Genomic DNA, 20086 nt, shown 5'->3' on the forward strand with positions numbered 1-20086 from the left:
CCGTGCCCCTCATCAGTACTTCAGGCTCAGACTCAGCCCCACGATACGTGGCTCGCCGTAGCCGGTCGGGTAGTGGCCGTTGGTGGCGTTGGTGCCGCCCTGGTAGAGCATCGCCTGGTTCTTGTAGCGCTGGTCGGTCACGTTGTTCACGTAGGCCCCGACGGTGACCTTGCTGCCGGGCAGCGTGTAGGCGGCGCGCAGGGAGCCGAGCCAGAAGGCTTCCTGGATGGCGTAGGGGTCGGTGTTGTCGGTGACATTGAAGTTCACCTGGCTGGTGTAGCTCCAGTCGGTGCTGAGCAGCAGGCTGCCGCCGGCGACGGACAAGCGGTAGTCGGCGCCGAGCAGGCTGGTGACCCGCGGCACGCGGGCGAAGTTGAAACCGGCGTAGCTCTTGCCACCCGCGGTGAGCTCGTTGAACTTGGTGCGCAGGCTGCTCAGGTTGGCGCGCAGCTTGAGGGCCGGCGTAGCCTGGAACAGGGTCTCGAACTCGATGCCGTCCACCTCGCCGGCGCCGGCGTTCATCAGCGTCGGGTAGAAGGCGCTGCCGAACACCTGGTTCACCACCAGCTGCATGTCCTTGTAGTCGTAATGGAAGGCGCTGGTATTGAAGGTCAGGCGCTGGTCGGGCCAGGTGCTCTTGTAGCCCACCTCGTAGGACTTCAGCTTCTCCGGCTTGACCACCGAGAACTGCGAGACGCCGGGCACGCCGTTGGGGGTGATGTAGGTGTTGTAGTTGCCGGAGCGGAAGCCGCTGGCGTGGCGCGCGTAGAGCAGCTGGTTGGCGGCCAGGCGGTACTCGGGCGTGAAGTCGTAGCCGAGATTTGACCAGCTGTTCTCGACCCGCCCGTTGGTGGAGAAGTAGGTGCTGGTGGTGGCGGCGCCCAGGGAATCGGGCGACCACCAGTCGGCGGCCACCGGGAAGGCCGCGGCGCTCGACGCGATGCGCGTGCTGAGGTCGATGCCGACGGTCTCGCGGGTGTAACGCAGACCGCCGTTCAGCTTGAAGCGCTCGTTCACGCGGTAGCCGGCGCTGCCAAAGAGGGCCGTGCTGCGGGTGTCCTGGGTGTAGGCCGTGTAGTTGTACGACTGGGTGCCCGTGGTGCCGGTGAGCTTGGCGTTGGTGGTGAAAGAGTCGTTCTTGTCGTGGAAGAAGTAGGCCCCGGCGATCCAGCTGAGGTCCTGGTCCTTGCGCGAGGCGAGGCGGAATTCCTGGCTCTCCTGGGTCACGCTGTTGCGGTTGTAGGAGCGGGCGTTGCTGCCGGTGCTGTATTCGTAGGGCGTGTAGTCGGAGTCCGCGACGCCCCAGCGACGGCCGTGATCGATGGCCGTGATGGAGGTGAGGGTCAGCCCGCCGAGGGCCCAGTTGAGGGTCAGGTTGAGGCCCTGGGTCTCGACGCGCAGGGGCAGATCCACGTTGTAGGCGACGTGGCGGCGGTCACCGTTGCCATTGCCGATGGGCGCCACGTAGCCGTTGAGGTCCGCCGCGCCGTTGCGGGTGACCGAATACCAGGGGTTCTGGGTGCCTTCCAGGTTGCGCAGGTTGAGGGCCAGGCTGGCGTCGAAGTCCGGCGTCACCAGGGCCAGCAGCTGGAAGCGGCCGGCGAAGTCGCGGAAGTCGCCGACGTCGCGGCCGGTCGCGGTGTTGGTGGCGAGGCCGCCGCGCTCCTCGTAATGCACGGCGGCACGGCCGGCCAGCACGCCTTCCTGGAGTTCGCCGCCGATGGCGCCTTCGGCCACCCGGGTGCCGTAGCTGCCGGCCTCGAAGCGCGCGTAGCCGTCGGTGTTGAAGGTCGGCTTCTTGGAAATGAAGTGGAAGGCGCCGCCGGTGGTGTTCTTGCCCCACAGGGTGCCCTGGGGCCCGCGCAGCACTTCCACCTGCTGCAGGTCGTAGAGCGGGCCGCCCTGGAACAGGTTGTTGTTGTAGTAAACCTGGTCGGTATAAAAGCCGATGGGATTGACGGCGTTGTTGGTGGCCTCGTTGGAGCCGACGCCGCGGATGAAGAAGCGCGGGCGGGCGCGGCTCTCGGTGTTCCAGCCCTGGGCCGCCGGCACGAACTTGGCAACGTCCTTGGTGCTGCGCAGCTCGGCATCCTGGATGTCGGCGCCGCTGATGGCGGTTACCGCGGCGGGCACCTCCTGCAGTTTTTCCGAGCGCTTGGTGGCGGTGATGACCACCGTGTCGAGGGCGGCGCTGTCCGCCTCGCCGTCGGCGCCCCAGGCGGCCGGGACGCTGCCGAGGCCGATCAGGGTGCCGGCGACGGCCAGGGCGATGCGCTGTCGTTTGAATCGCTTTACGTGATGCACTGTGTTCTCCGCGCAAGAGGGCACGGCCCGCCCGCCAGGGGCGCAGCCGGCCGTTTCGGTTTCAATGGAAAGAAGGGGAATGGGATTCGGGAGTCGGGGCCCGGGCTACACCTTGCCGGCGGCCTTCCAGTCGGCCAGCAGCAGCCGGGCTTCGGCGAGGGGCGCCGGGTCCACCCACGGCCCGATGTCGAAGTCCTGCTGGATGAAGCCGTGCTGGAGCAGGAAGTCCTTCTGCACCCGCAGGCTGGCGACCTTGTCCGCGTCCAGGTCGATCTGCACGCCCTCGGCCACGCTGTCGTAGGCGCCGGCCAGGGTCTGCGGGGCCACGTTGAAGTCCCGCGCGATCAGCGTCACCGTCTCGTCCGGGTGGGCCAGCGCCCATTCGGTGGCCTGCAGCAGGCGGGCCAGGTAGCGCACCACGATGTCGCGCCGCTCCTCGAGCAGCGCCCCGCTCACCGCCAGGCCGCGCAGCACCGAAGGGTGCACGCGGGCCAGCGGGTCCGGGTTGTCGCGGCTCTCGTAGAGGGTACGGATGCCCAGCGCGGCCTCCACATCGGCCGGCAGGCGGGCGAACACCGCGTCCACCTGCCCGGTGCGCAGGGCTTCGGCCAGCACCGCGGCCTGCTCGCGGAAGTAATCGCGGCGCAGCCCGTCGGGCCCCGGCTCGGTGGAATGGGGCGGCGCCGGCAGATCGACGCGCTGCACATCGGCCAGGCTCAGCCCGGCCGTGGCGAGGGCCGCCGAGAAGAGCTTGAGCTGCTGGGCGATCATCAGGTCGAAGGCCTGCTCGGCCCGCCCGATGATGCCCACGCGGCGGCCTTCCAAGTCGGCCAGCGTGGCAAGGCGGGAGGACGCCAGCACCTTCAGCGGGTAGGAGCCCTCCAGCCAGGCCAGCGCGACGATGCGGTTGTCCACCCCGTGGGAACGCGCCCACACCGCCGGCGTATGGCCGGCGTTGCGGATCCACAGGCGCTCGTGGTGAGCATAGGACAGCTTGCCGGTGAAGCCGACGGACTTGAAGGTGACGTCGAAGCCGGGCTCATCGGCGAACTCTTCCTGCAGGTAGCCCAGCTGGTAGGCCAGCGCCGAGGCGGTGGGCACCGCCGGGCAGCGGGTCAGGCTGAGGGCGCTGCGGGTCGGGGTGGCGGTGTCGGTAGCGGTGGGGGCGGCCGCGGCCGCGTCGAGGGTAAGGCTCATCGGAATCTCCTGGGCGATGGGGGCCGGGCGGGTCTCAGGCGGCCTTGGCCAGGCGTTCGAGAATCTCGCGCCCGTTGTTGAAGAGGGTCTGCAGGGTCGCGGCGTCGAGGCCGCTGCCGCGCACCGCGGCCAGCACCGGGCTGCTGGGCACCAGCGGGTAGTCGGAGCCGAAGAGGATCCGCTCGGCACCCAGCACGCGCACCGCCAGGCCGAGGGCTTCCGGGTCGCTGCCGAGCACGCCGGTGTCGATGTAGATGCGGCGCAGCGCCGGCAGCTGGGAGGGCAGGCCTTCCTTGCGGGAACGCGCGTCGATGGAGCCGGCCAGCGCCGGCAGGATGCCGCCGAGCATGGCGAGCTGGACCGTCACGTCCGGGAAGGGGGCGAGGAAGTCGGTAAGGGCCAGGGTGATCCACGCCGCCGAGAACTGGGACGTGGATTCCAGCAGCCAGCGCGCGGTGGCCGCGTCGGCCGCCGCCGGATGGGCCCACTGCCCCGGCACGCTGGAGTGGGCCAGACCGGTGTGCAGGTAGAGGTGGCTGCCATGGCGCTGGGCCACTTCGAGGATCGGCGCCACGTGGCGGGCACCCTCCAGGCTCAGGAAGGCGCCGGCCGGCAGCACCGCGCCGATCAGGCCCAGCTCCCGGTGGGCCCGGTCCAGCTCGCGGGCCGACCATTCGACATCGGCGGTGGTCAGTGCGGCGAGGCCGCTGAGCCGCCCCGGATGGCGGGAGACCAGTTCCGCCAGGTCGTCGTTGTAGTCGCCGAACAGCGTGCGGGAGGCCGCCGCGTCGAGGGCTGGATCGACGCCCAGGGTGGTCGGCCAGGAGATCACCTGGTGGTCGATGCCGGCCTCGTCGATGTGGGCGATGCGGGTCGGCCCGTCGAAGAAGGTCGGGCCGATGGGGATCGCCCGCGCCAGCACGGAGCTGTTCACCAGGAACTCCAGGCCGCCGTCGGGGCGGCGCTGCACGCGGGGGGCGGTCTCGCGCGTTTCGAGGAAGGCCAGCGCGCGGGGCGACAGCCAGTGGGTGTGCCAGTCGATGATCTTGGTCATGTCGGGTTCTCTCTCGGGGTCGGGGATGCGGGCGGTTCGGGGCTGGGTGGCTCAGGCCTCGGCGGGTTCGGGGAAGCGCGACGGGAAGCGCGGCAGCGTGCCGTTCAGCGCGTAGTCGCCCACCAGGCGCAGGGACAGGATCAGCGGGTCGTGGGAGGCCAGCGTGCGGACGTCCCGCCAGTAGCGGTCGAAGTCGTTGGCGGCGCTGGTGCCGCGGCCACCGGCAAACTCGAAGACCCGCGGCGTCACCTCCAGGGCGATCTGCGAGGCGTGGGAGCGCAGCCCGAGGGACTTCACCGACAGCTCGGAAAGCTGGTCCTCATCGATGTGGGCGCGGCCGTCCCAGCCCGCCTGCAGGTCGGCGATGAAGCGGTCGAAGTAGCCCAGCGCCGCCTCCACCTTGATCCACAGGTCGGCGAACTGGGTCTGTACCAGCGGGTCGCCACCGATGGAATTGGCGCCCGGCAGGATGGACTGGCGCCGGTCGTGCAGGGCGTAATCGCGGGCTGCATCCAGCGCGGCCAGCGCCGAACCCAGGTACACCGCCGAGTAGTAGAGCGCCCCGAAGGTGGTCCAGAAGGGCAGCACGCTGCGCTGGGCGCCGGCGTGCTTCCACGGGATCACCTCGTCGGCGTACAGGCGCACGTTGTCGAAGCTGACGGTGCTGGAGTCGGCGCCACGCAGGCCGATGGGGTTCCAGTCGTCGTGGAAGCGGATGCCTTCCCGGTCGGTGGGCAGGTAGCCGTAGATGAAGTGCTGGCGGTTGCTGTGCTCGGCCAGCACGGTGGTGACGTTGGCGAGGGGCGCACCGGTGTTCCACTTCTTGACGCCGTTGATGACGTAGCCGCCGTCCGGGTGCGGCGTGGCGAAGAACTCCCGGTTCACGTACTGGGTCACGTTGCCCCAGTACCAGCGCCCGGCGGTGGCCTGGCGCACGATGGCGGCGTTGTCGCCAGTGAAGTCGTGGAACAGCGGCACCGCCGAGTTGTACATGTGGAAGCCCAGCAGCGCCCCCACCGAGCCGTCGCCGCGGGCGATCTCCAGCACCGACCAGGCGGCATCGCGCACGCGGCCCCCGCCCCCGCCGTGCTCCCGCGGGTAGAAGAGGTTCACGATGCCGGTCTCGCGCAGGCGGCGGATCGCATCGGCGGGACGGATGCGCTGGTGGTCGCGCTCGGCGGCACCGGGCTTGAGCTCGGCGGCGAGGGCCCGGGCGGTGGCGACCCAGTCGCCGGGATAAGGCTCGAAGCGGAGTTCGGAGGGCGCAGCGGCGCGGGCGGAGTCCCGCGCAGGGATCGCGGTGATGAGGCTCATGGCAGGCTTTCGTTTCAGGTTGCGGGGGAAGTTCAGGACGCGGTGGGCAACACGCGGGCCGGGCTCACCTTGATGGCGACGGCCAGCCCCAGCCAGACGAGGCCGGCGGCCAGGTAGCAGGCCGGCGCCACCAGCACCGCAGTGGCAAGGGAGTAACGGTCGGAAAGGACGCCGACCAGCTCGGGGCCGATCACGCCGGCCACCCCGGAGGTCAGCACCACAGAGAAGGCGGCGGCGCTGTTGCGCAGGCGCGGCGGCACAGTCTCCACCACCAGCGTGGTCAGCGTGCCGGCACTGAGGCCGAAGCTGGTGATGGCGGCGACGATCAGGATCTGCGCCAGGGCCAGGTCGGCAGTGGTGTAGGCCAGCGTGAAGGCCGCCGCGGCGATCACCGAGGTGCTCGCCAGGAAGGCTGGGAAGCCCCAGCGGTACTGGCGCAGGAAGAGGCTCGACAGGTAGCCGCCGATCAGCCCGGCGGGCAGTGTGAAGAGCAGCGTCTGGGCGAGGAAGGCCGAGGCCTGCTGGTTGGCCAGCCCATGGACGCGGTGCAGGAAGGCCGGAATCCACATCTGCACCGACATGGCGGTGAAGAAGAACACCAGCGCCAGCCCATGCAGCACGTAGCCCGGGCTGCGGAACACCGCCAGACTGGCCCGGAAGTCCGGCCGCTCCAGCTTCGCACCACCGGCAGCCCGTGCCTCGCTGCCGCCCAGCTCCGGCTCCCGGACCCACAGCAGGGCCAGCAACAGTGCGATGCCCGGCACGCCGGCGACGAAGAAGGCGGCCCGCCAGCCATATTGAGCGGCGACCCAGCCCCCGACGGCCAGCGCCAGCGCCGCGCCGATCTTGTTTTTCAGCATGTAGAGGGAGAACACCAGGTTGCGCCACTTGGGGCGGTACAGGTCCGCCAGCCAGCTGGGCGCCAGGCTGTTGTAGGCCGCTTCGCCGAAGCCGGTGACGATGCGCCACAGCAAGAGGCCGGCAAAGCCCTCGGCAAGGCCGGTGGCCGCCGCGGCGACGCTCCACAGCAGCACGCCGGCCAAGAGCACGACCTTGCGCCCCAGGCGGTTGGCGAGGAAGCCGAAGACCGGCGCGCCGACAATGCCGGCAAGGGTGAACAGGGACGACAGGCGGCCGATCTGCTCGTCGCTGAAGCCGAACTCGTTCTTGATCGGCGTGAGCAGCGACGCAATGATCATCGCGTCCATCACGCAGACCACGCCGAGGGCTAGCAGCAGCGCCAGGGAGGCATGCGCGCCCCAGTCGCGGGACGACGCGGCATCGGCCGGATTCGGGAGGCGATCGGCCGGCGTCAATGGAGCGGCAAGAGTGGATTCGCGGGGCGGGGCCATGGTCGGAAATAAGGGAATGAATAAAAGGGTATTGGCTCCGGGCCCCGTCCAATTCGCTTCGGGGCGTATCGCCAAATCTGGACACTATTGTTGGGGAGCGCCCCATCCTGAGAGAAGGACAATCCGTGCCACGTTTAGAAGGATTAATGGATTGCTTATCGCAAGGATTGCGTTGGGTGCGCAGCGGGCCTTTGCTATATTTTTCCCTGCCCCGTGCATCCGGCGGCCAGGCCGCCTCCAATTTGGCCCCACGGGAATAAGCGCTACCCGGCACGACCTGACGCTCCATTCCCCCCGCCCTGCAATCGGCAAGGCCCACCAATCCGCGCATGGAGAGACCCGATGGGATACCTGGACCCGGACAATTTGCGCCACGCAGCTTCTGCGGCGGGCTACGGCGCCCCCCGGGGCTGGGACATCGGCATCCACGACCGCCAGTTCACGCTCTACCAGCTGTCCGGACTGATCGCCTGGGCGCGGGAACGGGGCGCCCTGCCACCCGCCCTGGAGCGGGAGCTGGGGCTCGACGTGTCGGCCCAGGACTGGCCGTCGATGATCATTTCCTACACGGAATTGCGGCGCATCCTCGAACGGCTGTGGCACGGCGCCGACAAGGGAGAATCCCTTTTCAATCACGCCTCGCGGGTCAATTTCGCCAGCTTCGGCCTCGTCGGGCTGGCGGCAATGGCATTTCCCACCGGCGAGGAAGGCATCCGCTTTTGCGCCCGCAGTTTCCGCACCGCCTGGAGCGCGGTGCCGGAATCCGGCAACGGCGGACTGCGCATGCTGCACATTCCGAAATTCCATGATCCGGAAATGCGCAGCGCCCTCGAGCTATTTCATTTCGTCAATTGCCTGTCGGTATCCCGTTCGCGCACGCCGGGCATTCCGATTGCCCGGCAGGTGGAGCTGACGCATTCGGAGGGTATTTCCCGGCAGGCCCTGGAGGACTTCTTCGGCTGCCCGGTGAAACTCGGCGCCGATATCGCCCAGATCCATTTCACGCGGGAATGGATCCAACGCCCGACCGGCGTGCCCAATTCCGATGTGCGCGGCCACCTGCTGCGCCTGTGCGCCCAGGTGGACAGTGCCGAGGCGCCGGGCGCGCGCACGCCGCTGCAGTTCCTGTCCGACCATATCCGCGAGATCCGCTCGTCGGAGGAGATGGCCAGTTACATGGGTGTCAGCCGCCGCACCCTTGCGCGCATGCTCGACCGGGAAGGCGTCAGCTACAGCATGCTGTCGCGTGCGGCCCGCTCCCTCCACGCGCAGCGCATGCTGCGCGGCCAGGAGCCGATCCGCGAGGTCGCCGAAGTGCTCGGCTTCGCCGACGAGCGCAGCTTCCGCCGCGCCTTCCGCGAATGGACCGGCTTGTCGCCCAGCGACTACCGGGCCCGGCACGGTGCCGGAGACGCGTCGCCCCGGCCGGCCGCCGGCTTCTCCGCGGGCAAGGTGCGCCACGCCGGCTGAGTCTTCCGCCCGGCGGAAGGCCAAACGGCCATCTGCGTGCCTGTCGCGCAGGCTTCGATTAGGATGACTGCCCGGACCGGATCGCGCCCGTCCACTTCAGCCCACGGCCATGGCTTTGCCTCTTCCAAGCTCACAGACACATCTGCCCGACCTCCTCCACCCACTCGGCATTCCGGCCAGCGAGATCGCCCGGCGCGGACTGCACCTGTTCGCCGAGGCGCAGGACCTGGTCGTGGTGGAAACCCACGCCACCCGCGGCTTCCTGCTGCACCGGCGGGCAGCACAGGCCTGGCGGGAAATGCGGGCCGCCGCCGCAGCGGACGGAGTGGAGCTGGAACTGGTGTCCGCCTTCCGCAGCATCGAGCGCCAGGCGGAACTCATCCGCCAGAAGCTGGACAAGGGTCTCCCGCTGGCCGACATCCTGAGTGTGCTGGCCATTCCCGGCACCTCCGAACACCACACCGGCTGCGCCATCGACGTGACGACACCGGGCTGCCCGCCAGCGGAGGAACAGTTCGAAGACACCGCGGCGTTCGCCTGGCTGAACGCCCATGCGGCAGGCCATGGCTATACCTTGTCCTACCCGCGCAACAATCCCGAGGGCTTTCTGTATGAACCCTGGCACTGGTGCTTCGAACGGGATCGACTTCTACCCGAAGCAGACTGAACGATCTTTCCTTCAAGCCCTCGTCCGCTCGTATTTCGCATGTAGCTCGTCCCGGCTCTCCACATGTGCCGGGTCATGGACAATGCAGTCCACCGGACAGCTCTGGATGCACTGCGCCTCATCGAAGTGGCCAACGCATTCGGTACATCTGGCGGGATCGACCACATAGATGTCGTCTCCCTGGGAAATGGCTTCGTTAGGGCACTCGGGAACGCACACGTCGCAACTGATGCATTCCTCGGTAATCATCAAGGCCATGGTTTTCTCCTGATTCAAAGGGATTGGGAATCGAAACGGAAGCCGGCGGGCTTCGGCCGCTGGCGTTCCCGGAAAGCAGTCATGAAGGCATCGCGGGAGCGCGGCAGGAAGAAGGGGTTGCGCTGGCGCTCCTCGCCGATCGTCGACACCGTGCGCCCATGCACATCGTGGCCGGGAAAGACCAGCACCTCGTCAGGCAGCACGAACAGCCGGTGCACTACCGAGTCGTAGATACGCCCCGGATCGCAGACTTCCCCTTCCGCCAGGCCGCAGCCGCCCAGCTCCAGCGTGTCGCCGCAGAACAGGCGGTCCTGCCACAGGTAGCTGACGCTGAACGGCGTGTGGCCGGGCGTGGCGATCACGCGGATCGCCTCGGCGCCGACGAGAAGCGTGTCGCCATCGCTGGCCACCTGGTAGCGTTCGCCGCCGCCCGGCGGCGCGCCAGCCACCAGCGGCACCGCCGGATAGAGATTGGCCAGGCGTTCCAGCATGTCGCCATGGACATGGGTCAGCAGGATCATCCGCAGCTCGAAGCGGCGCTCGGCCAGCAGGGATTGAAGCAACAGCGCCTGGCAAGGATCGGGATTGGGATCGACGGCGACCGCCGCGTCCGCTTCCGCCAGGGCGAACAGGTAGCTCATCGCGGAAGTCCGCGGGTCGAAGAACTGCCGGAAGTACATTGCTGCGCTCCTCAATGCCCCGCCACCCTGAGCACGGCCAGCACGAGGGCAAACAAGCAGGCGTGGCTGGACGCGGCGAGCCGGAACGGCCACCACGCCGGGCGCATGACCAGGCCGCTCGCAAAGCCGGCGACCATCGCCCACAGCAGACACAGGGCGGCGAACGGGTCGGCAGAGCCCCAGCGGTCCAGGGCTACATGCGGGAAGGCCACCAGCAGGACGGCCAGCAGGACACCGGTCAGCAGGGACAGCAGGCGCAGTCCGGGGTCTGTGTCATCGGGTATTCCCGCGTCGGGATGAATCTTGTGCATGGCCATCCTCCACCAAGGTCAGGCCGCCGCGGCATCGTCCGCGCCGATCAGCAGACGGGTGTCGCTCAGGTACTTGTAGGGCGGGATCTCGAGGTTGGTCGGCGCCGGCTTGTTCTTGAAGACCCGCCCTGCCAGATCGAAAGTCGAGCCATGGCAGGGGCACAGGAAGCCACCGGGCCAGTCGGCACCGAGGGCCGGATTACCGGCCTGGAAGGCGCTGGACGGCGAGCAGCCGAGATGGGTGCAGATGCCTACCGCCACGAAGATCTCCGGATTGCGCGACCGATGGGCGTTGCGGGCGTAGTCGGGCTGCTGGGAGGCCACGCCGGATTGGGGATCGGCCAGCCGGGGTTCGGCCCGGGCCAGCGCGGCCAGCATGTCGGGGGTGCGCCGCAGGATCCACACCGGCTTGCCGCGCCATTCGACGACCATCAGCTCACCCGGCGCGAGCTTGTCGATGTCCACCTCCACCGGCGCCCCGGCGGCCATCGCACGCTCGGACGGGGTCAGCGTTGCCACGAAGGGCGCGGCGGCGGCCACCGCCAAGGCCCCGCCGGCCCCCGCGGTGGCGATGAGCAGGGTCCGGCGGGACGGATCGCGGGGAGATTCGGGTCCGCCGATAACGGGCGGCAGGGTCGTGGTAGGCATGGAATCCTCTCGGTTGGGCTGGCGGTGGTCTTCAAGCTGCATCAGCTCCGGCTAATCAACATTCATGCCACCCGAATGCGTAACACCAGCCCCTTTCACATCAAGCACTTACGCACCCGTAGCACCGAGCTTGCTGCCATCAGGCCTGCCACGCGAACTGCCACGACCTTGCCTGGCAGTTCTTCCGGCCACCAGGACGGAAGGTGCTCCGAAACGGGCCGCCCGAAGTGATTTGACCGAGGCGGTCTGCCATGACAGCATCCGGCAGTCCATCTGGCAGAAAGCCTTTCCCCATGAGCATCGGCCCCCATCCCCTCCCCGAACTCGTGTCCTTCCTCGACACGCTGCCGGAACCGCACATCCTGTGTGACCGCAACTACCGGATCCTGGCCGCCAACGGCGCCTACCGGGCCAAATGCGAGCGGCCGGACGACCTGATCGGGCGCCACTGCTACGAGGTGTCCCACCACTATCCGGTGCCCTGCGATCAGGCCGGCGAATCCTGTCCGCTGGCGCGCAGCCTGCAGTCCGGCCAGCGGGAGCGCGTGGTACACCTGCATCACACTGCCGGCGGCGAGCGCTATGAGAACATCGAACTGTCGCCGGTGCGCGACCGAGGCGGCGAGATCGCCTTCTTCATCGAGAAGCTGGAGCCGCTGCCGGTGGCCCGTGGCGTCGCCGCCGACCAGGGCCTGATCGGCCGCGCGCCGGCCTTCCTGGCGATGCTGGAGCTGGTAGCCCGCGTCGCCCCATCCGAAGCCAGCGTGCTGCTGCAGGGGGAGTCCGGCACCGGCAAGGAGCTGGCTGCCCAGGCCATCCACGAGGCGAGCCGGCGCGCCGATCGCCCCTTCGTGGCGGTGGATTGCTCCGGCCTCACCGAAACCCTGTTCGAGAGCGAGCTGTTCGGCCACGAGCGCGGTGCCTTCACCGGCGCGACCACACGCAAGAGCGGCCTCGTCGAAGTGGCCAGCGGCGGCACGCTGTTCCTCGACGAACTGGGCGACATTCCGCTGGCGATGCAGGTCAAGCTGTTGCGCCTGCTGGAGACCGGCACCTACCGACGGGTCGGCGGCACCGAGCTGATCCGCGCTGACATCCGCCTGGTTTCCGCCACCCACCGGCCACTCAAGGCCCTGGTGGAAAAGGGCCAGTTCCGCCAGGATCTGTTCTACCGCGTGAATGCCTTCCCGATCAGCCTGCCGCCGCTGCGCCGCCGCCGCGAAGACATCCCGCTGCTGGCCGAAGCCCTGCTCAAGCGGGTGGCGCCGGAGCGCCCGCTGGACATCGCCGTGGACGCGCTGGACTGCCTGCTGGCCTACGACTACCCGGGCAATGTGCGGGAGCTGCGCAATATCCTGGAACGCGCCAGCCTGCTGTGCGACGGTGATCTGCTGCAACTGCGGCATCTGCCGGAGGAACTGCAATTCGGCGAAGCCGGTGGCGACGCAGCAATGGACGCCGGCAGCACGATAAGCCATAGCGCCGTGCCCGCCGGGCGCCAGGCAGCACCGAGCGACGTACAGCTGCGCGCCGCGCTGCAGGGCCACCGGGGCTCCCGCAAGAGCCTGGCGGCGCAGCTGGGCATGAGCGAGCGCACGCTGTACCGCCGCATCAAGGAACTGGGCTGACGGGTATCCGCAGGGCGTACCGCCCGGCATTCAGGGCATCCGGGAAGGCAAGCGCCAGCGAACACTGGCGGCCCCCATCCACCGACCTTCCGGACATGAAAAGGGGAAGCCGGATCGCTCCATGCTTCCCCTCGCCTGCCGCTGCTCCAGGCCCCACTCACAAGTGGCGTCCGGCGGCCTCCGGTGCTTGCTTACTGCGGTATCAGGAACACCGACTTCTCCCGTACCGCCACAGTTTCATCGTCCAGCGCCTTCACCTCGATATACACGGTGTTGGAGCCGGGCTTGCCCGACTCGGGCGGCGCCGCCACTTCGATGGTGACCGACTTCAGCTCCGCCGCATCCAGCTCGATCGGCCCGGCCGGACTCAGCTTCACCCCGTCCAGACCGCTCGCCGACAGGGCAAAGCGCCGCGGCTTCTCGGTCATGTTCATCACCTGCAGATTGTACACGTTGGCAATCAGGCCGCCTTCGATCTCCCGGCTCAGCGTCGAGCGGTCCTTGATCACATCGACCCGCAGCGTCGAGCGCGTCGCCAGGCCCCACACGAAGGCCGTGCAGATCGCCACCAGCACCCCGGCGTAGATCAGGATCCGCGGGCGCATCACATGCCCGACGATCTCCTTCCTGCCCCAGTGCCGCTTCATCGCGTTCTCGGTGGTGTAGCGGATCAGCCCCTTGGGATAATTCATCTTGTCCATCACCTGATCGCAGGCGTCGATACACGCCGCGCAGCCGATGCACTCGTACTGCATGCCATTGCGGATGTCGATGCCGGTCGGGCAGACCTGCACGCAGATGCCGCAATCGACGCAGTCGCCCTTGCCCACCGTCTTCGGCTCGACACCCTTGCGCCGCGCGCCGCGCGGTTCGCCCCGCTCGGGGTCGTAGGTGATCACCAGCGTGTCCGGGTCGAACATCACGCCCTGGAAGCGGGCATACGGGCACATGTACTTGCAGACCTGTTCGCGCATCACGCCGGCAAACAGGTAGGTGAAGCCGCCGTAGAAGAAGATCCAGAACAGCTCCCACGGGCCGAAGCTGAATGTCGCCGCCTCATTGAGCAGTTCGTGGATCGGCGTGAAGTAGCCGACCAGCGTGAAGCCCGTCCACAGCGCCAGCAGCCCCCAGGTGCCGAACTTGGCGCCCTTGATCGCCAGCTTGCGGGCGCTCAGCGGGGACTGGTCCAGCTTCATGCGTTGGGCGCGATTGCCTTCGATCTTCTCCTCGATCCACATGAAGATCTCGGTATAGACGGTCTGCGGGCACGAATAGCCGCACCACAGCCGCCCCGCCACCGCCGTGAAGAAGAACAGCGAATACGCGCTGATGATGAGCAGGATCGCCAGGAAGAACACGTCCTGCGGCCAGAAGATCCACCCAAAGATGTAGAACTTGCGCTGTACCACGTCCAGCAGCACGGCCTGCCGCTCGTTCCACGGCAGCCAGCACAGCCCATAGAACAGAATCTGCGTCGCCCACACCAGAATCCACCGCCAGGTGGCGAAACGGCCCGTCACCGCACGGGGGTAGACCTTCTGGCGGACCGCGTAGAGGGTGTCTTCAGTTTCCGCCCGCACCTTGGCCTGGGTATCGGGGGGGATGATGGTTCGAGGGTCTGCTTCGCTCATGGCTGCAAGGAACTCGCGTTGAAATGGGTCGGCACCACGACAGACTCTGCTGCACACAGCCGTGGCGGGTCACCCGATCCATAACAACATCCGTGCCATCCGGTCCGGCTTCCGGAAATCGCCTGCGATCAAGGGCTTAGCCTGCGTCGGCACAGGTGGAGTACGCCGAACTGGCAGTTTTTTGACAGAAATACTGCCAAATCTGGCAGTATTTCTGTCCGAAACACGCGGTGGCAAACCCATACCCACCGCGACCGCAGCTCCAATCAGCCGCGCAGCCCACGCACGGCGAGCGCCGCCAGGGACGTCAGCATCGCCAGGCCAGTGACCGCCAGCCAGCCCCACTGGGCAAACAGCAGGCTGCCGGCCACCGCCCCCGCCGCCATGCCGACGAACATGCTGACCACCAGGACCGCGTTCAGCCGGCTGCGCGCACCGCTGTCGAGGCCATACACGATGCTCTGGTGGGCGATCAGCGAGGCCTGCACGCCGAGGTCGAAGCCCACCGTGGCAATCCCCAGCAGCACCAGCTGGACGGTCGGCGGCAGCTGCGTGCCGAGCCCCATCAGACCGAAGGACAGCGCCGCGAGACCGGACGCCAGGCGGATCACCAGGGCCGGCCCGCGACGGTCCGCCAGGTGGCCGGCCATCGGCGCGGCCAGCGCACCCGCCGCGCCCGCCAGCCCGAAGGCTCCGGCCGCGGCACTTCCCAGATGGAAGGGCGCGCCGTGCAGCATCAGTGCCAGCGTGGACCAGAAGGCACTGAAACCCACCGACAGCAGCCCTTGGGCCAGCGCCGCGCGGCGCAGCTCCCGATGGCGGCCCAGCAGCGCCGGCAACGACGCGAGCAGCGCCCGATAGGAGAGCTGCGTGGTCGGTGCGAACCGCGGCAGCCACCGCCACGCGGCCAGGCCGATGAGCGCAATGCCGGCCGCCGCCGCTGCGAACATCGCCCGCCAGCCCCAGTATTCGGCCACCAGGCCGCTGACGACACGGGACAACAGGATGCCCATCAGCAGGCCGGTCATCACCGTACCGACGATGCGCCCGCGGCTTTGCTCCGGTGCAAGGCTGGCGGCGGCCGGCACGAAATCCTGGGCCAGCGTAGCGGTCAGGCCGATGGCCAGGCTGGCCAGCAGGAAACCGCCGAAATCCCCGGCCAGCCCGGCCGCCAGCAGGGCCAGCATCAGCAGCACCGACTTGCCGAGGATGATCTGGCGGCGGTCGTGGCGGTCGCCCAGCGGCGCGAGCAGCAGGATCCCCAGCGCGTAGCCGAGCTGGGTCAGGGTCGGTACGAAGCCGGCTTCCCGCGCCCCGGCGCCGAACTCCGCCGCCAGCACGCCGAGCAGCGGCTGGCTGTAGTACAGGGATGCAACGGACAGGCCGGCGCCCGTGGCCAGCAGGAAGATCAGCGAGCGGGCCGGCTTGCGGACCTCCGGCAGCGCCGGTTCGAGCCGCTCAGGCAGCTCGGGCGGCTCCGGCATCAGCGGAACGGCCAGCGGGTCATGCGTCTTACAAATGGAAGTCATGGCAAAACTCCTGTTTCATGGGTGAGCGAAGCTTGCCCGTCACCCGGCCACCACGGTAGTAGCCTGACATGCAGATTTGTTATACGTTTGACGCATGAAGAAGACGCTCATCACCGCCCCCGGCGAACCCCGCGCCCGTGCCGATGCCCCCGCCGCCGCTTCAGCCACCGGCGACCGCCTGGAACTGATCCAGACCTTCGTACGCATCGTCGAGGCCGGCAACCTGTCGGCCGCTGCCACCCAGCTCGGCATGACCCAGCCGACCATCAGCCGGCGCCTGCAGACCCTGGAGAAATCCCTCGGCGTGCGCCTGCTGCAGCGCTCCACCCACACCATGCGCCTGACGGTGGACGGCGAACGCTGCTACGAAGGCGCCAAGGCGCTGCTGGCCAACTGGGCAGCCTTCGAGTCGGGTCTGAAAGGCGCCCGCGAGGAGCCGGAAGGCGTGCTGCGCGTCGTGGCACCCCATGCCTTCGGCCAGGAACGTCTGGTCGGCCCGCTGGCCAGCTACCTGGAGCGCTACCCGCGCATGAAGGTCGAATGGCTGCTGCACGACGACAGCGCGATCCAGGACTTCATCGCTGCCGGCATCGACTGCGCGATCCAGGTCGGCGAGATCGACGATTCTTCGCTGGTCGCCATCCAGCTCGCCGAGGTGCCACGCATCGTCGTGGCGGCGCCGTCGGTGCTCGCAGCCGGCCCCCTGCCTCAGGAGCCGGAAGAACTCGCCGGCCTGCCGTGGCTGGCCCTGCGCACCTACTACCGGCACGAGATCGCGCTGCGCCACGTGACGACCGGCGAGCGCCGCATCGTGCCGATCGAGCCGCGTCTGAGCACCGACAGTCTGTACGCGCTGAAGAGCGCGGCCCTGATGGGCCTGGGCATCGGCGTCGGCTCGGCGTGGGTGATGACGGAAGCGCTGGCCGACGGGCGCCTTGTGCAACCGGTACCCGACTGGCAGGCCTCACCGCTACCGGTCAGCCTCGTCTATCCTTACGCCCGCTTCTACCCAGCCCGCCTGCGCTGCTTCATCGATGTGATGCGCGCCGCGCTGCCGCAGGCGATTGCCGGCTGAATGCCACACCGGGCAATGCGCATCCGCAGCTTAGTTTTGCGTCACAAGCATCCCAGGATTCCTTGTTTCACCCCGGCACAGGTCCGGATGCATGATGGAAGCCTCTCTTCGATCCCTTCCCCCGGAGCCACCGATGACCCAGGCACGCCAAACCGACTACCCGATCGATCCCCTGTTCACGCAGCGCTGGTCGCCCCGCGCCTTCACCGGCGAACATATCCCCGAGGAAAGCCTGCTCGCGCTGCTGGAGGCCGCGCGCTGGGCGCCATCGGCCTACAACGCGCAACCGTGGCGCTTCATCTACGCGCGCCGCGACACGCCGAGCTGGCTGCCGGTCTTCGACAATCTCGTGGAGTTCAACCGCGGCTGGGCCCACAAGGCCGCGGCGCTGGTCGTCGTGCTGTCCCACAAGCAGTACACCGCACCGGGCGCCGCCGAGAGCCAGCCCAACGCATGGCATTCCTTCGACACCGGCGCCGCGTGGGCCAGCCTGGCCTTCCAGGCCACCCTGTCGGGCTGGCACGCCCACGGCCTCGGCGGCTTCGACGCCGACGGCCTGCGCGCGAGCCTCGGCATTCCCGACGACTACGCGGTCGAGGCAGTCATCGCGGTGGGCAAGCTCGGCGACAAGGCCAGCCTGCCCGAAGCCCTGCAGGCGCGGGAAACACCCAACACCCGCCGCCCGCTGGCCGAGCTGGTGGCCGACGGCCGTTTCGACTTCGTGGCGTAAAAGCGGAAATGCCCGTCCGGCCTCCCCTTTCGGGTGCCGGACGGGCACTTCACTCAGCCAGACGAAACGCGCTTGTCAGTGGTCCCGCCGGTTGGGCGGCACGATGTTGAGGCGTGTCAGCTTGCGGTAGAAGGTGGCCCGCGACAGGCCCAGTTCCTTTGCCGACACCGTCACCTGCCACTGGTTACGCCGCAGCACCTCCAGCATGCGCTCGCGCAGCCGGGCATCCTTCTCCTTCAGCGGCGGCGCGGGCGGTTCCGGCAGCGATTCGCGCAGGCTGTGGATGCTGTGCTCATCCCGCGGCGCCAGCCGTGCAGACACCAGGCGTGGGCCGAAGAACAGGTCCGGCGGGAAATGCGCGGTGTGCAGCAGCGTGCTCTCGCAGATCGCACAGGCGTAGCGCATCGCGTGACGCAGCTGGCGGATATTGCCGGGCCAGCCGTGACGGATCAGCGCATCGCGGGTTTCCGGTGCCAGGCGTAGGGATTCCCGCCCCATCGCCTTGACCTCCTCCTCCAGCACCCGGTCGATCACCGTGCCGATGTCCTCTCGCTCGCGCAGCGGCGGCAGCACGAACACCGCGCCATTCAAACGGTAGTACAGATCCTCGCGGAAGCGTCCCTCCTCCACCAGGCGCGGCAGGTTCTGGTGGGTCGCGCAGATGATGTGCAGCTTCACCGGAATCGGCTGTTCGGCCCCCAGCGGCAGCACCTCTCCCTCCGCGAGCACACGCAGCAGGCGGCTCTGCAGCACCAACGGCATGTCGCCGATCTCGTCGAGGAACAGGGTGCCCCCGTCCGACTGCACGATCTTGCCGCGGGCCCCCTTGGCCCGCGCCCCGGTAAAGGCGCCGTCCCGATAACCGAAGAGCTCGCTCTCGATCAGGCTTTCCGGGATCGCCGCACAGTTGAGGGCGATGAAGGGCTGCCGGTGACGGCTGCTGCAGTCGTGGATGGCCTTGGCGAAGGCTTCCTTGCCGGTGCCGGTCTCGCCCAGCAGCATCACCGGGATATCCCGGTTGGCCACCTTCAGGGCACGGCTCACGTTGGTACGCACCCGCGAATCCTCGGTGGCCAGATGGCCGAAGCCCCGCACCTCGTTGCAACCGTCGTCGTTGATCAAGCCGTGCTCCACATCGCTCGGCGCACGGCGCCGCGCATCGGGCACCCGCAGCAGCGCGAAGAACCGTTCGCCGCTGTCCTGCACGCGCAGCGGAATGGCCTGCCCCGGCTGGGCGTGGGCCGCCGCCAGCAGATCGGCGGCCGAGCATTCGAAGAGGTCGGACACACAGCTGATCATCCGCCCCGGCCGCTGCAGCAGTTCTTTGCGGGCCCGCCGATTGCCGCCGACGATCATGCCGGTATCGTCGAAGGCGAGCAGGTAGTCGGTCTGCACGTGCAGCAGCTCGGGGCTGCGGCCGAACTGCAATATCCAGTACTGGCGCAGGCTGTGGAACGCGAAGGCATCCTCGATCAGGCGCGCCTTCTCGACCACCATCTGGAACACCAGCAGCTGGCTGTCCCGGTTCTCGGGTGAATACAGCGCCGAGGCATCCAGCACCGCGAGCGGCTGGTCGTCGATGCCGAGGATCGGCGCCGAGCTGCAGGTGAAGCCGATGTTGTGGGAGCGGAAATGCTCGCCCCGGTGCACCAGGATCGGCTGGCCATCCACCAGACAGGTGCCCACGCCACAGGTGCCCTCGTCCATTTCGGACCAGCGCGTGCCATTGCGGAAACCCTGGGCGCGGAATTCCTTGTCCAGTTCCGGCACGGTCCGGAAATCGACGGTGACGCCGGTGGCGTCGGTCAGCAGCACGCAATAACTCGAGGGCCGCAATTGTTCATGCAGACGATCCATGCCCTCCCGCGCAATGCGCATGAAGGCATCCAGACGATCGCGGTGCTCGCGCAATTCCTGCGCGGTCACCACCTGGGGCGTCGTCGCCAGCCCCGGATCGACCTGGTATTTGCTCAACGAGCGTTGCCACGAGCGCGTCAGCCGGTCTTGCGCCGGATGCCTGGGCAGCCGCGCGCCCCTCTCCACCACCTCGACCACGCGTTCCACGTGGCGGGCGATATCACCTTGTCCCCGCATCATTTTATTTCCCCCATATATATCGGGAGTGTTTTAGGAAAAACATCCTTTGGTAACGGCAAAGCGTATTCCGCTACGGCAATTAAATCAATGCTGACGTTTGTCTCCGTAAATTGAGACACCTGTCTCAGTTTCTCGTCTCTT

Annotated in this window: 17 protein-coding genes; 5 read left to right on the forward strand and 12 right to left on the reverse strand. The window is 68.1% G+C overall.

Annotated elements, in window-relative coordinates; all coding sequences use genetic code 11:
* Positions 1-12: 12 nt before the first annotated feature.
* The 5 genes from AC1PPK_RS23810 to AC1PPK_RS23830 form a co-directional block, all read right to left on the reverse strand.
* Positions 13-2304, reverse strand: a complete 2292-nt coding sequence (locus tag AC1PPK_RS23810) for a TonB-dependent receptor (RefSeq protein ID WP_481115456.1) — start codon at positions 2302-2304, stop codon at positions 13-15.
* A 105-nt stretch (positions 2305-2409) separates the two neighbouring features.
* Positions 2410-3501: an ABC transporter substrate-binding protein gene (locus tag AC1PPK_RS23815; RefSeq protein WP_481115457.1), complete on the reverse strand. Its 1092-nt coding sequence runs from the start codon at positions 3499-3501 to the stop codon at positions 2410-2412.
* Positions 3502-3535: 34 nt separating this feature from the next.
* Positions 3536-4555 carry an amidohydrolase family protein gene (locus tag AC1PPK_RS23820; protein WP_481115458.1) on the reverse strand — a complete coding sequence of 340 codons (1020 nt, stop codon included), beginning with the start codon at positions 4553-4555 and terminating at the stop codon, positions 3536-3538.
* 51 nt (positions 4556-4606) lie between these two features.
* Entirely contained in the window at positions 4607-5869 is a 1263-nt protein-coding gene (locus tag AC1PPK_RS23825; RefSeq protein WP_481115459.1) for an acyl-CoA dehydrogenase family protein, read from the reverse strand.
* A gap of 32 nt (positions 5870-5901) precedes the next feature.
* The gene (locus tag AC1PPK_RS23830; RefSeq protein WP_481115460.1) at positions 5902-7221 is read right to left on the reverse strand and encodes an MFS transporter; all 1320 of its coding nucleotides are present in this window, start codon (positions 7219-7221) and stop codon (positions 5902-5904) included.
* 342 nt (positions 7222-7563) lie between these two features.
* On the opposite strand from AC1PPK_RS23830, the gene AC1PPK_RS23835 reads away from it, so the two are divergent.
* Both AC1PPK_RS23835 and AC1PPK_RS23840 read left to right on the forward strand, forming a co-directional pair.
* A complete protein-coding gene (locus AC1PPK_RS23835; RefSeq protein WP_481115461.1) occupies positions 7564-8691 on the forward strand; it encodes an AraC family transcriptional regulator ligand-binding domain-containing protein in 1128 nt (375 codons plus the stop codon).
* A 109-nt stretch (positions 8692-8800) separates the two neighbouring features.
* On the forward strand, positions 8801-9358 hold the full coding sequence (locus tag AC1PPK_RS23840) for a M15 family metallopeptidase (RefSeq protein WP_481115462.1): 558 nt from the start codon (positions 8801-8803) through the stop codon (positions 9356-9358).
* A 12-nt stretch (positions 9359-9370) separates the two neighbouring features.
* Here AC1PPK_RS23840 and AC1PPK_RS23845 read toward each other — a convergent pair whose 3' ends face one another.
* The 4 genes from AC1PPK_RS23845 to petA are packed head-to-tail and all read right to left on the reverse strand — an operon-like array spanning position 9371 to position 11255.
* Complete coding sequence (locus AC1PPK_RS23845; protein WP_481115463.1) at positions 9371-9616, reverse strand: YfhL family 4Fe-4S dicluster ferredoxin; 246 nt, start codon at positions 9614-9616, stop codon at positions 9371-9373.
* Between the two features lie 14 nt (positions 9617-9630).
* Entirely contained in the window at positions 9631-10296 is a 666-nt protein-coding gene (locus AC1PPK_RS23850; RefSeq protein ID WP_481115464.1) for an MBL fold metallo-hydrolase, read from the reverse strand.
* An 11-nt stretch (positions 10297-10307) separates the two neighbouring features.
* Entirely contained in the window at positions 10308-10607 is a 300-nt protein-coding gene (locus AC1PPK_RS23855) for a cyd operon YbgE family protein (protein ID WP_481115465.1), read from the reverse strand.
* An 18-nt stretch (positions 10608-10625) separates the two neighbouring features.
* Positions 10626-11255, reverse strand: a complete 630-nt coding sequence (petA, locus tag AC1PPK_RS23860) for a ubiquinol-cytochrome c reductase iron-sulfur subunit (protein WP_481115466.1) — start codon at positions 11253-11255, stop codon at positions 10626-10628.
* A gap of 293 nt (positions 11256-11548) precedes the next feature.
* On the opposite strand from petA, the gene AC1PPK_RS23865 reads away from it, so the two are divergent.
* Positions 11549-12883, forward strand: coding sequence for a sigma-54 interaction domain-containing protein (locus AC1PPK_RS23865; RefSeq protein WP_481115467.1), 1335 nt, complete (start codon positions 11549-11551; stop codon positions 12881-12883).
* Positions 12884-13074: 191 nt separating this feature from the next.
* On the opposite strand, the gene ccoG is transcribed toward AC1PPK_RS23865, so the two are convergent.
* A complete protein-coding gene (ccoG, locus tag AC1PPK_RS23870) occupies positions 13075-14514 on the reverse strand; it encodes a cytochrome c oxidase accessory protein CcoG (RefSeq protein WP_481115468.1) in 1440 nt (479 codons plus the stop codon).
* A gap of 266 nt (positions 14515-14780) precedes the next feature.
* The gene (locus tag AC1PPK_RS23875; RefSeq protein ID WP_481115469.1) at positions 14781-16043 is read right to left on the reverse strand and encodes an MFS transporter; all 1263 of its coding nucleotides are present in this window, start codon (positions 16041-16043) and stop codon (positions 14781-14783) included.
* A gap of 94 nt (positions 16044-16137) precedes the next feature.
* Here AC1PPK_RS23875 and AC1PPK_RS23880 point away from each other — a divergent pair, with 94 nt between their 5' ends.
* Positions 16138-17118, forward strand: a complete 981-nt coding sequence (locus AC1PPK_RS23880) for a LysR family transcriptional regulator (RefSeq protein WP_481115470.1) — start codon at positions 16138-16140, stop codon at positions 17116-17118.
* 133 nt (positions 17119-17251) lie between these two features.
* A complete protein-coding gene (locus AC1PPK_RS23885) occupies positions 17252-17848 on the forward strand; it encodes a nitroreductase family protein (RefSeq protein WP_481115471.1) in 597 nt (198 codons plus the stop codon).
* A gap of 75 nt (positions 17849-17923) precedes the next feature.
* On the opposite strand, the gene AC1PPK_RS23890 is transcribed toward AC1PPK_RS23885, so the two are convergent.
* A complete protein-coding gene (locus AC1PPK_RS23890; protein ID WP_481115472.1) occupies positions 17924-19945 on the reverse strand; it encodes a sigma-54-dependent Fis family transcriptional regulator in 2022 nt (673 codons plus the stop codon).
* Positions 19946-20086: the final 141 nt, after the last annotated feature.

The sequence above is a fragment of the Zoogloea sp. JDB1 genome (genome assembly GCF_056724025.1).

What these genes read in the sequence shown, in the direction of transcription:
- AC1PPK_RS23845 (WP_481115463.1), bottom strand. Translation starts at nt 9,616, where the DNA reads ATGGCCTTGATGATTACCGAGGAATGCATCAGTTGCGACGTGTGCGTT.
- AC1PPK_RS23875 (WP_481115469.1), bottom strand. Translation starts at nt 16,043, where the DNA reads ATGACTTCCATTTGTAAGACGCATGACCCGCTGGCCGTTCCGCTGATG.
- AC1PPK_RS23890 (WP_481115472.1), bottom strand. Translation starts at nt 19,945, where the DNA reads ATGATGCGGGGACAAGGTGATATCGCCCGCCACGTGGAACGCGTGGTC.
- AC1PPK_RS23815 (WP_481115457.1), bottom strand. Translation starts at nt 3,501, where the DNA reads ATGAGCCTTACCCTCGACGCGGCCGCGGCCGCCCCCACCGCTACCGAC.
- AC1PPK_RS23855 (WP_481115465.1), bottom strand. Translation starts at nt 10,607, where the DNA reads ATGCACAAGATTCATCCCGACGCGGGAATACCCGATGACACAGACCCC.
- AC1PPK_RS23850 (WP_481115464.1), bottom strand. Translation starts at nt 10,296, where the DNA reads ATGTACTTCCGGCAGTTCTTCGACCCGCGGACTTCCGCGATGAGCTAC.
- AC1PPK_RS23880 (WP_481115470.1), top strand. Translation starts at nt 16,138, where the DNA reads ATGAAGAAGACGCTCATCACCGCCCCCGGCGAACCCCGCGCCCGTGCC.
- AC1PPK_RS23825 (WP_481115459.1), bottom strand. Translation starts at nt 5,869, where the DNA reads ATGAGCCTCATCACCGCGATCCCTGCGCGGGACTCCGCCCGCGCCGCT.
- AC1PPK_RS23835 (WP_481115461.1), top strand. Translation starts at nt 7,564, where the DNA reads ATGGGATACCTGGACCCGGACAATTTGCGCCACGCAGCTTCTGCGGCG.
- AC1PPK_RS23830 (WP_481115460.1), bottom strand. Translation starts at nt 7,221, where the DNA reads ATGGCCCCGCCCCGCGAATCCACTCTTGCCGCTCCATTGACGCCGGCC.
- AC1PPK_RS23865 (WP_481115467.1), top strand. Translation starts at nt 11,549, where the DNA reads ATGAGCATCGGCCCCCATCCCCTCCCCGAACTCGTGTCCTTCCTCGAC.
- AC1PPK_RS23840 (WP_481115462.1), top strand. Translation starts at nt 8,801, where the DNA reads ATGGCTTTGCCTCTTCCAAGCTCACAGACACATCTGCCCGACCTCCTC.
- petA (WP_481115466.1), bottom strand. Translation starts at nt 11,255, where the DNA reads ATGCCTACCACGACCCTGCCGCCCGTTATCGGCGGACCCGAATCTCCC.
- AC1PPK_RS23885 (WP_481115471.1), top strand. Translation starts at nt 17,252, where the DNA reads ATGACCCAGGCACGCCAAACCGACTACCCGATCGATCCCCTGTTCACG.
- ccoG (WP_481115468.1), bottom strand. Translation starts at nt 14,514, where the DNA reads ATGAGCGAAGCAGACCCTCGAACCATCATCCCCCCCGATACCCAGGCC.
- AC1PPK_RS23820 (WP_481115458.1), bottom strand. Translation starts at nt 4,555, where the DNA reads ATGACCAAGATCATCGACTGGCACACCCACTGGCTGTCGCCCCGCGCG.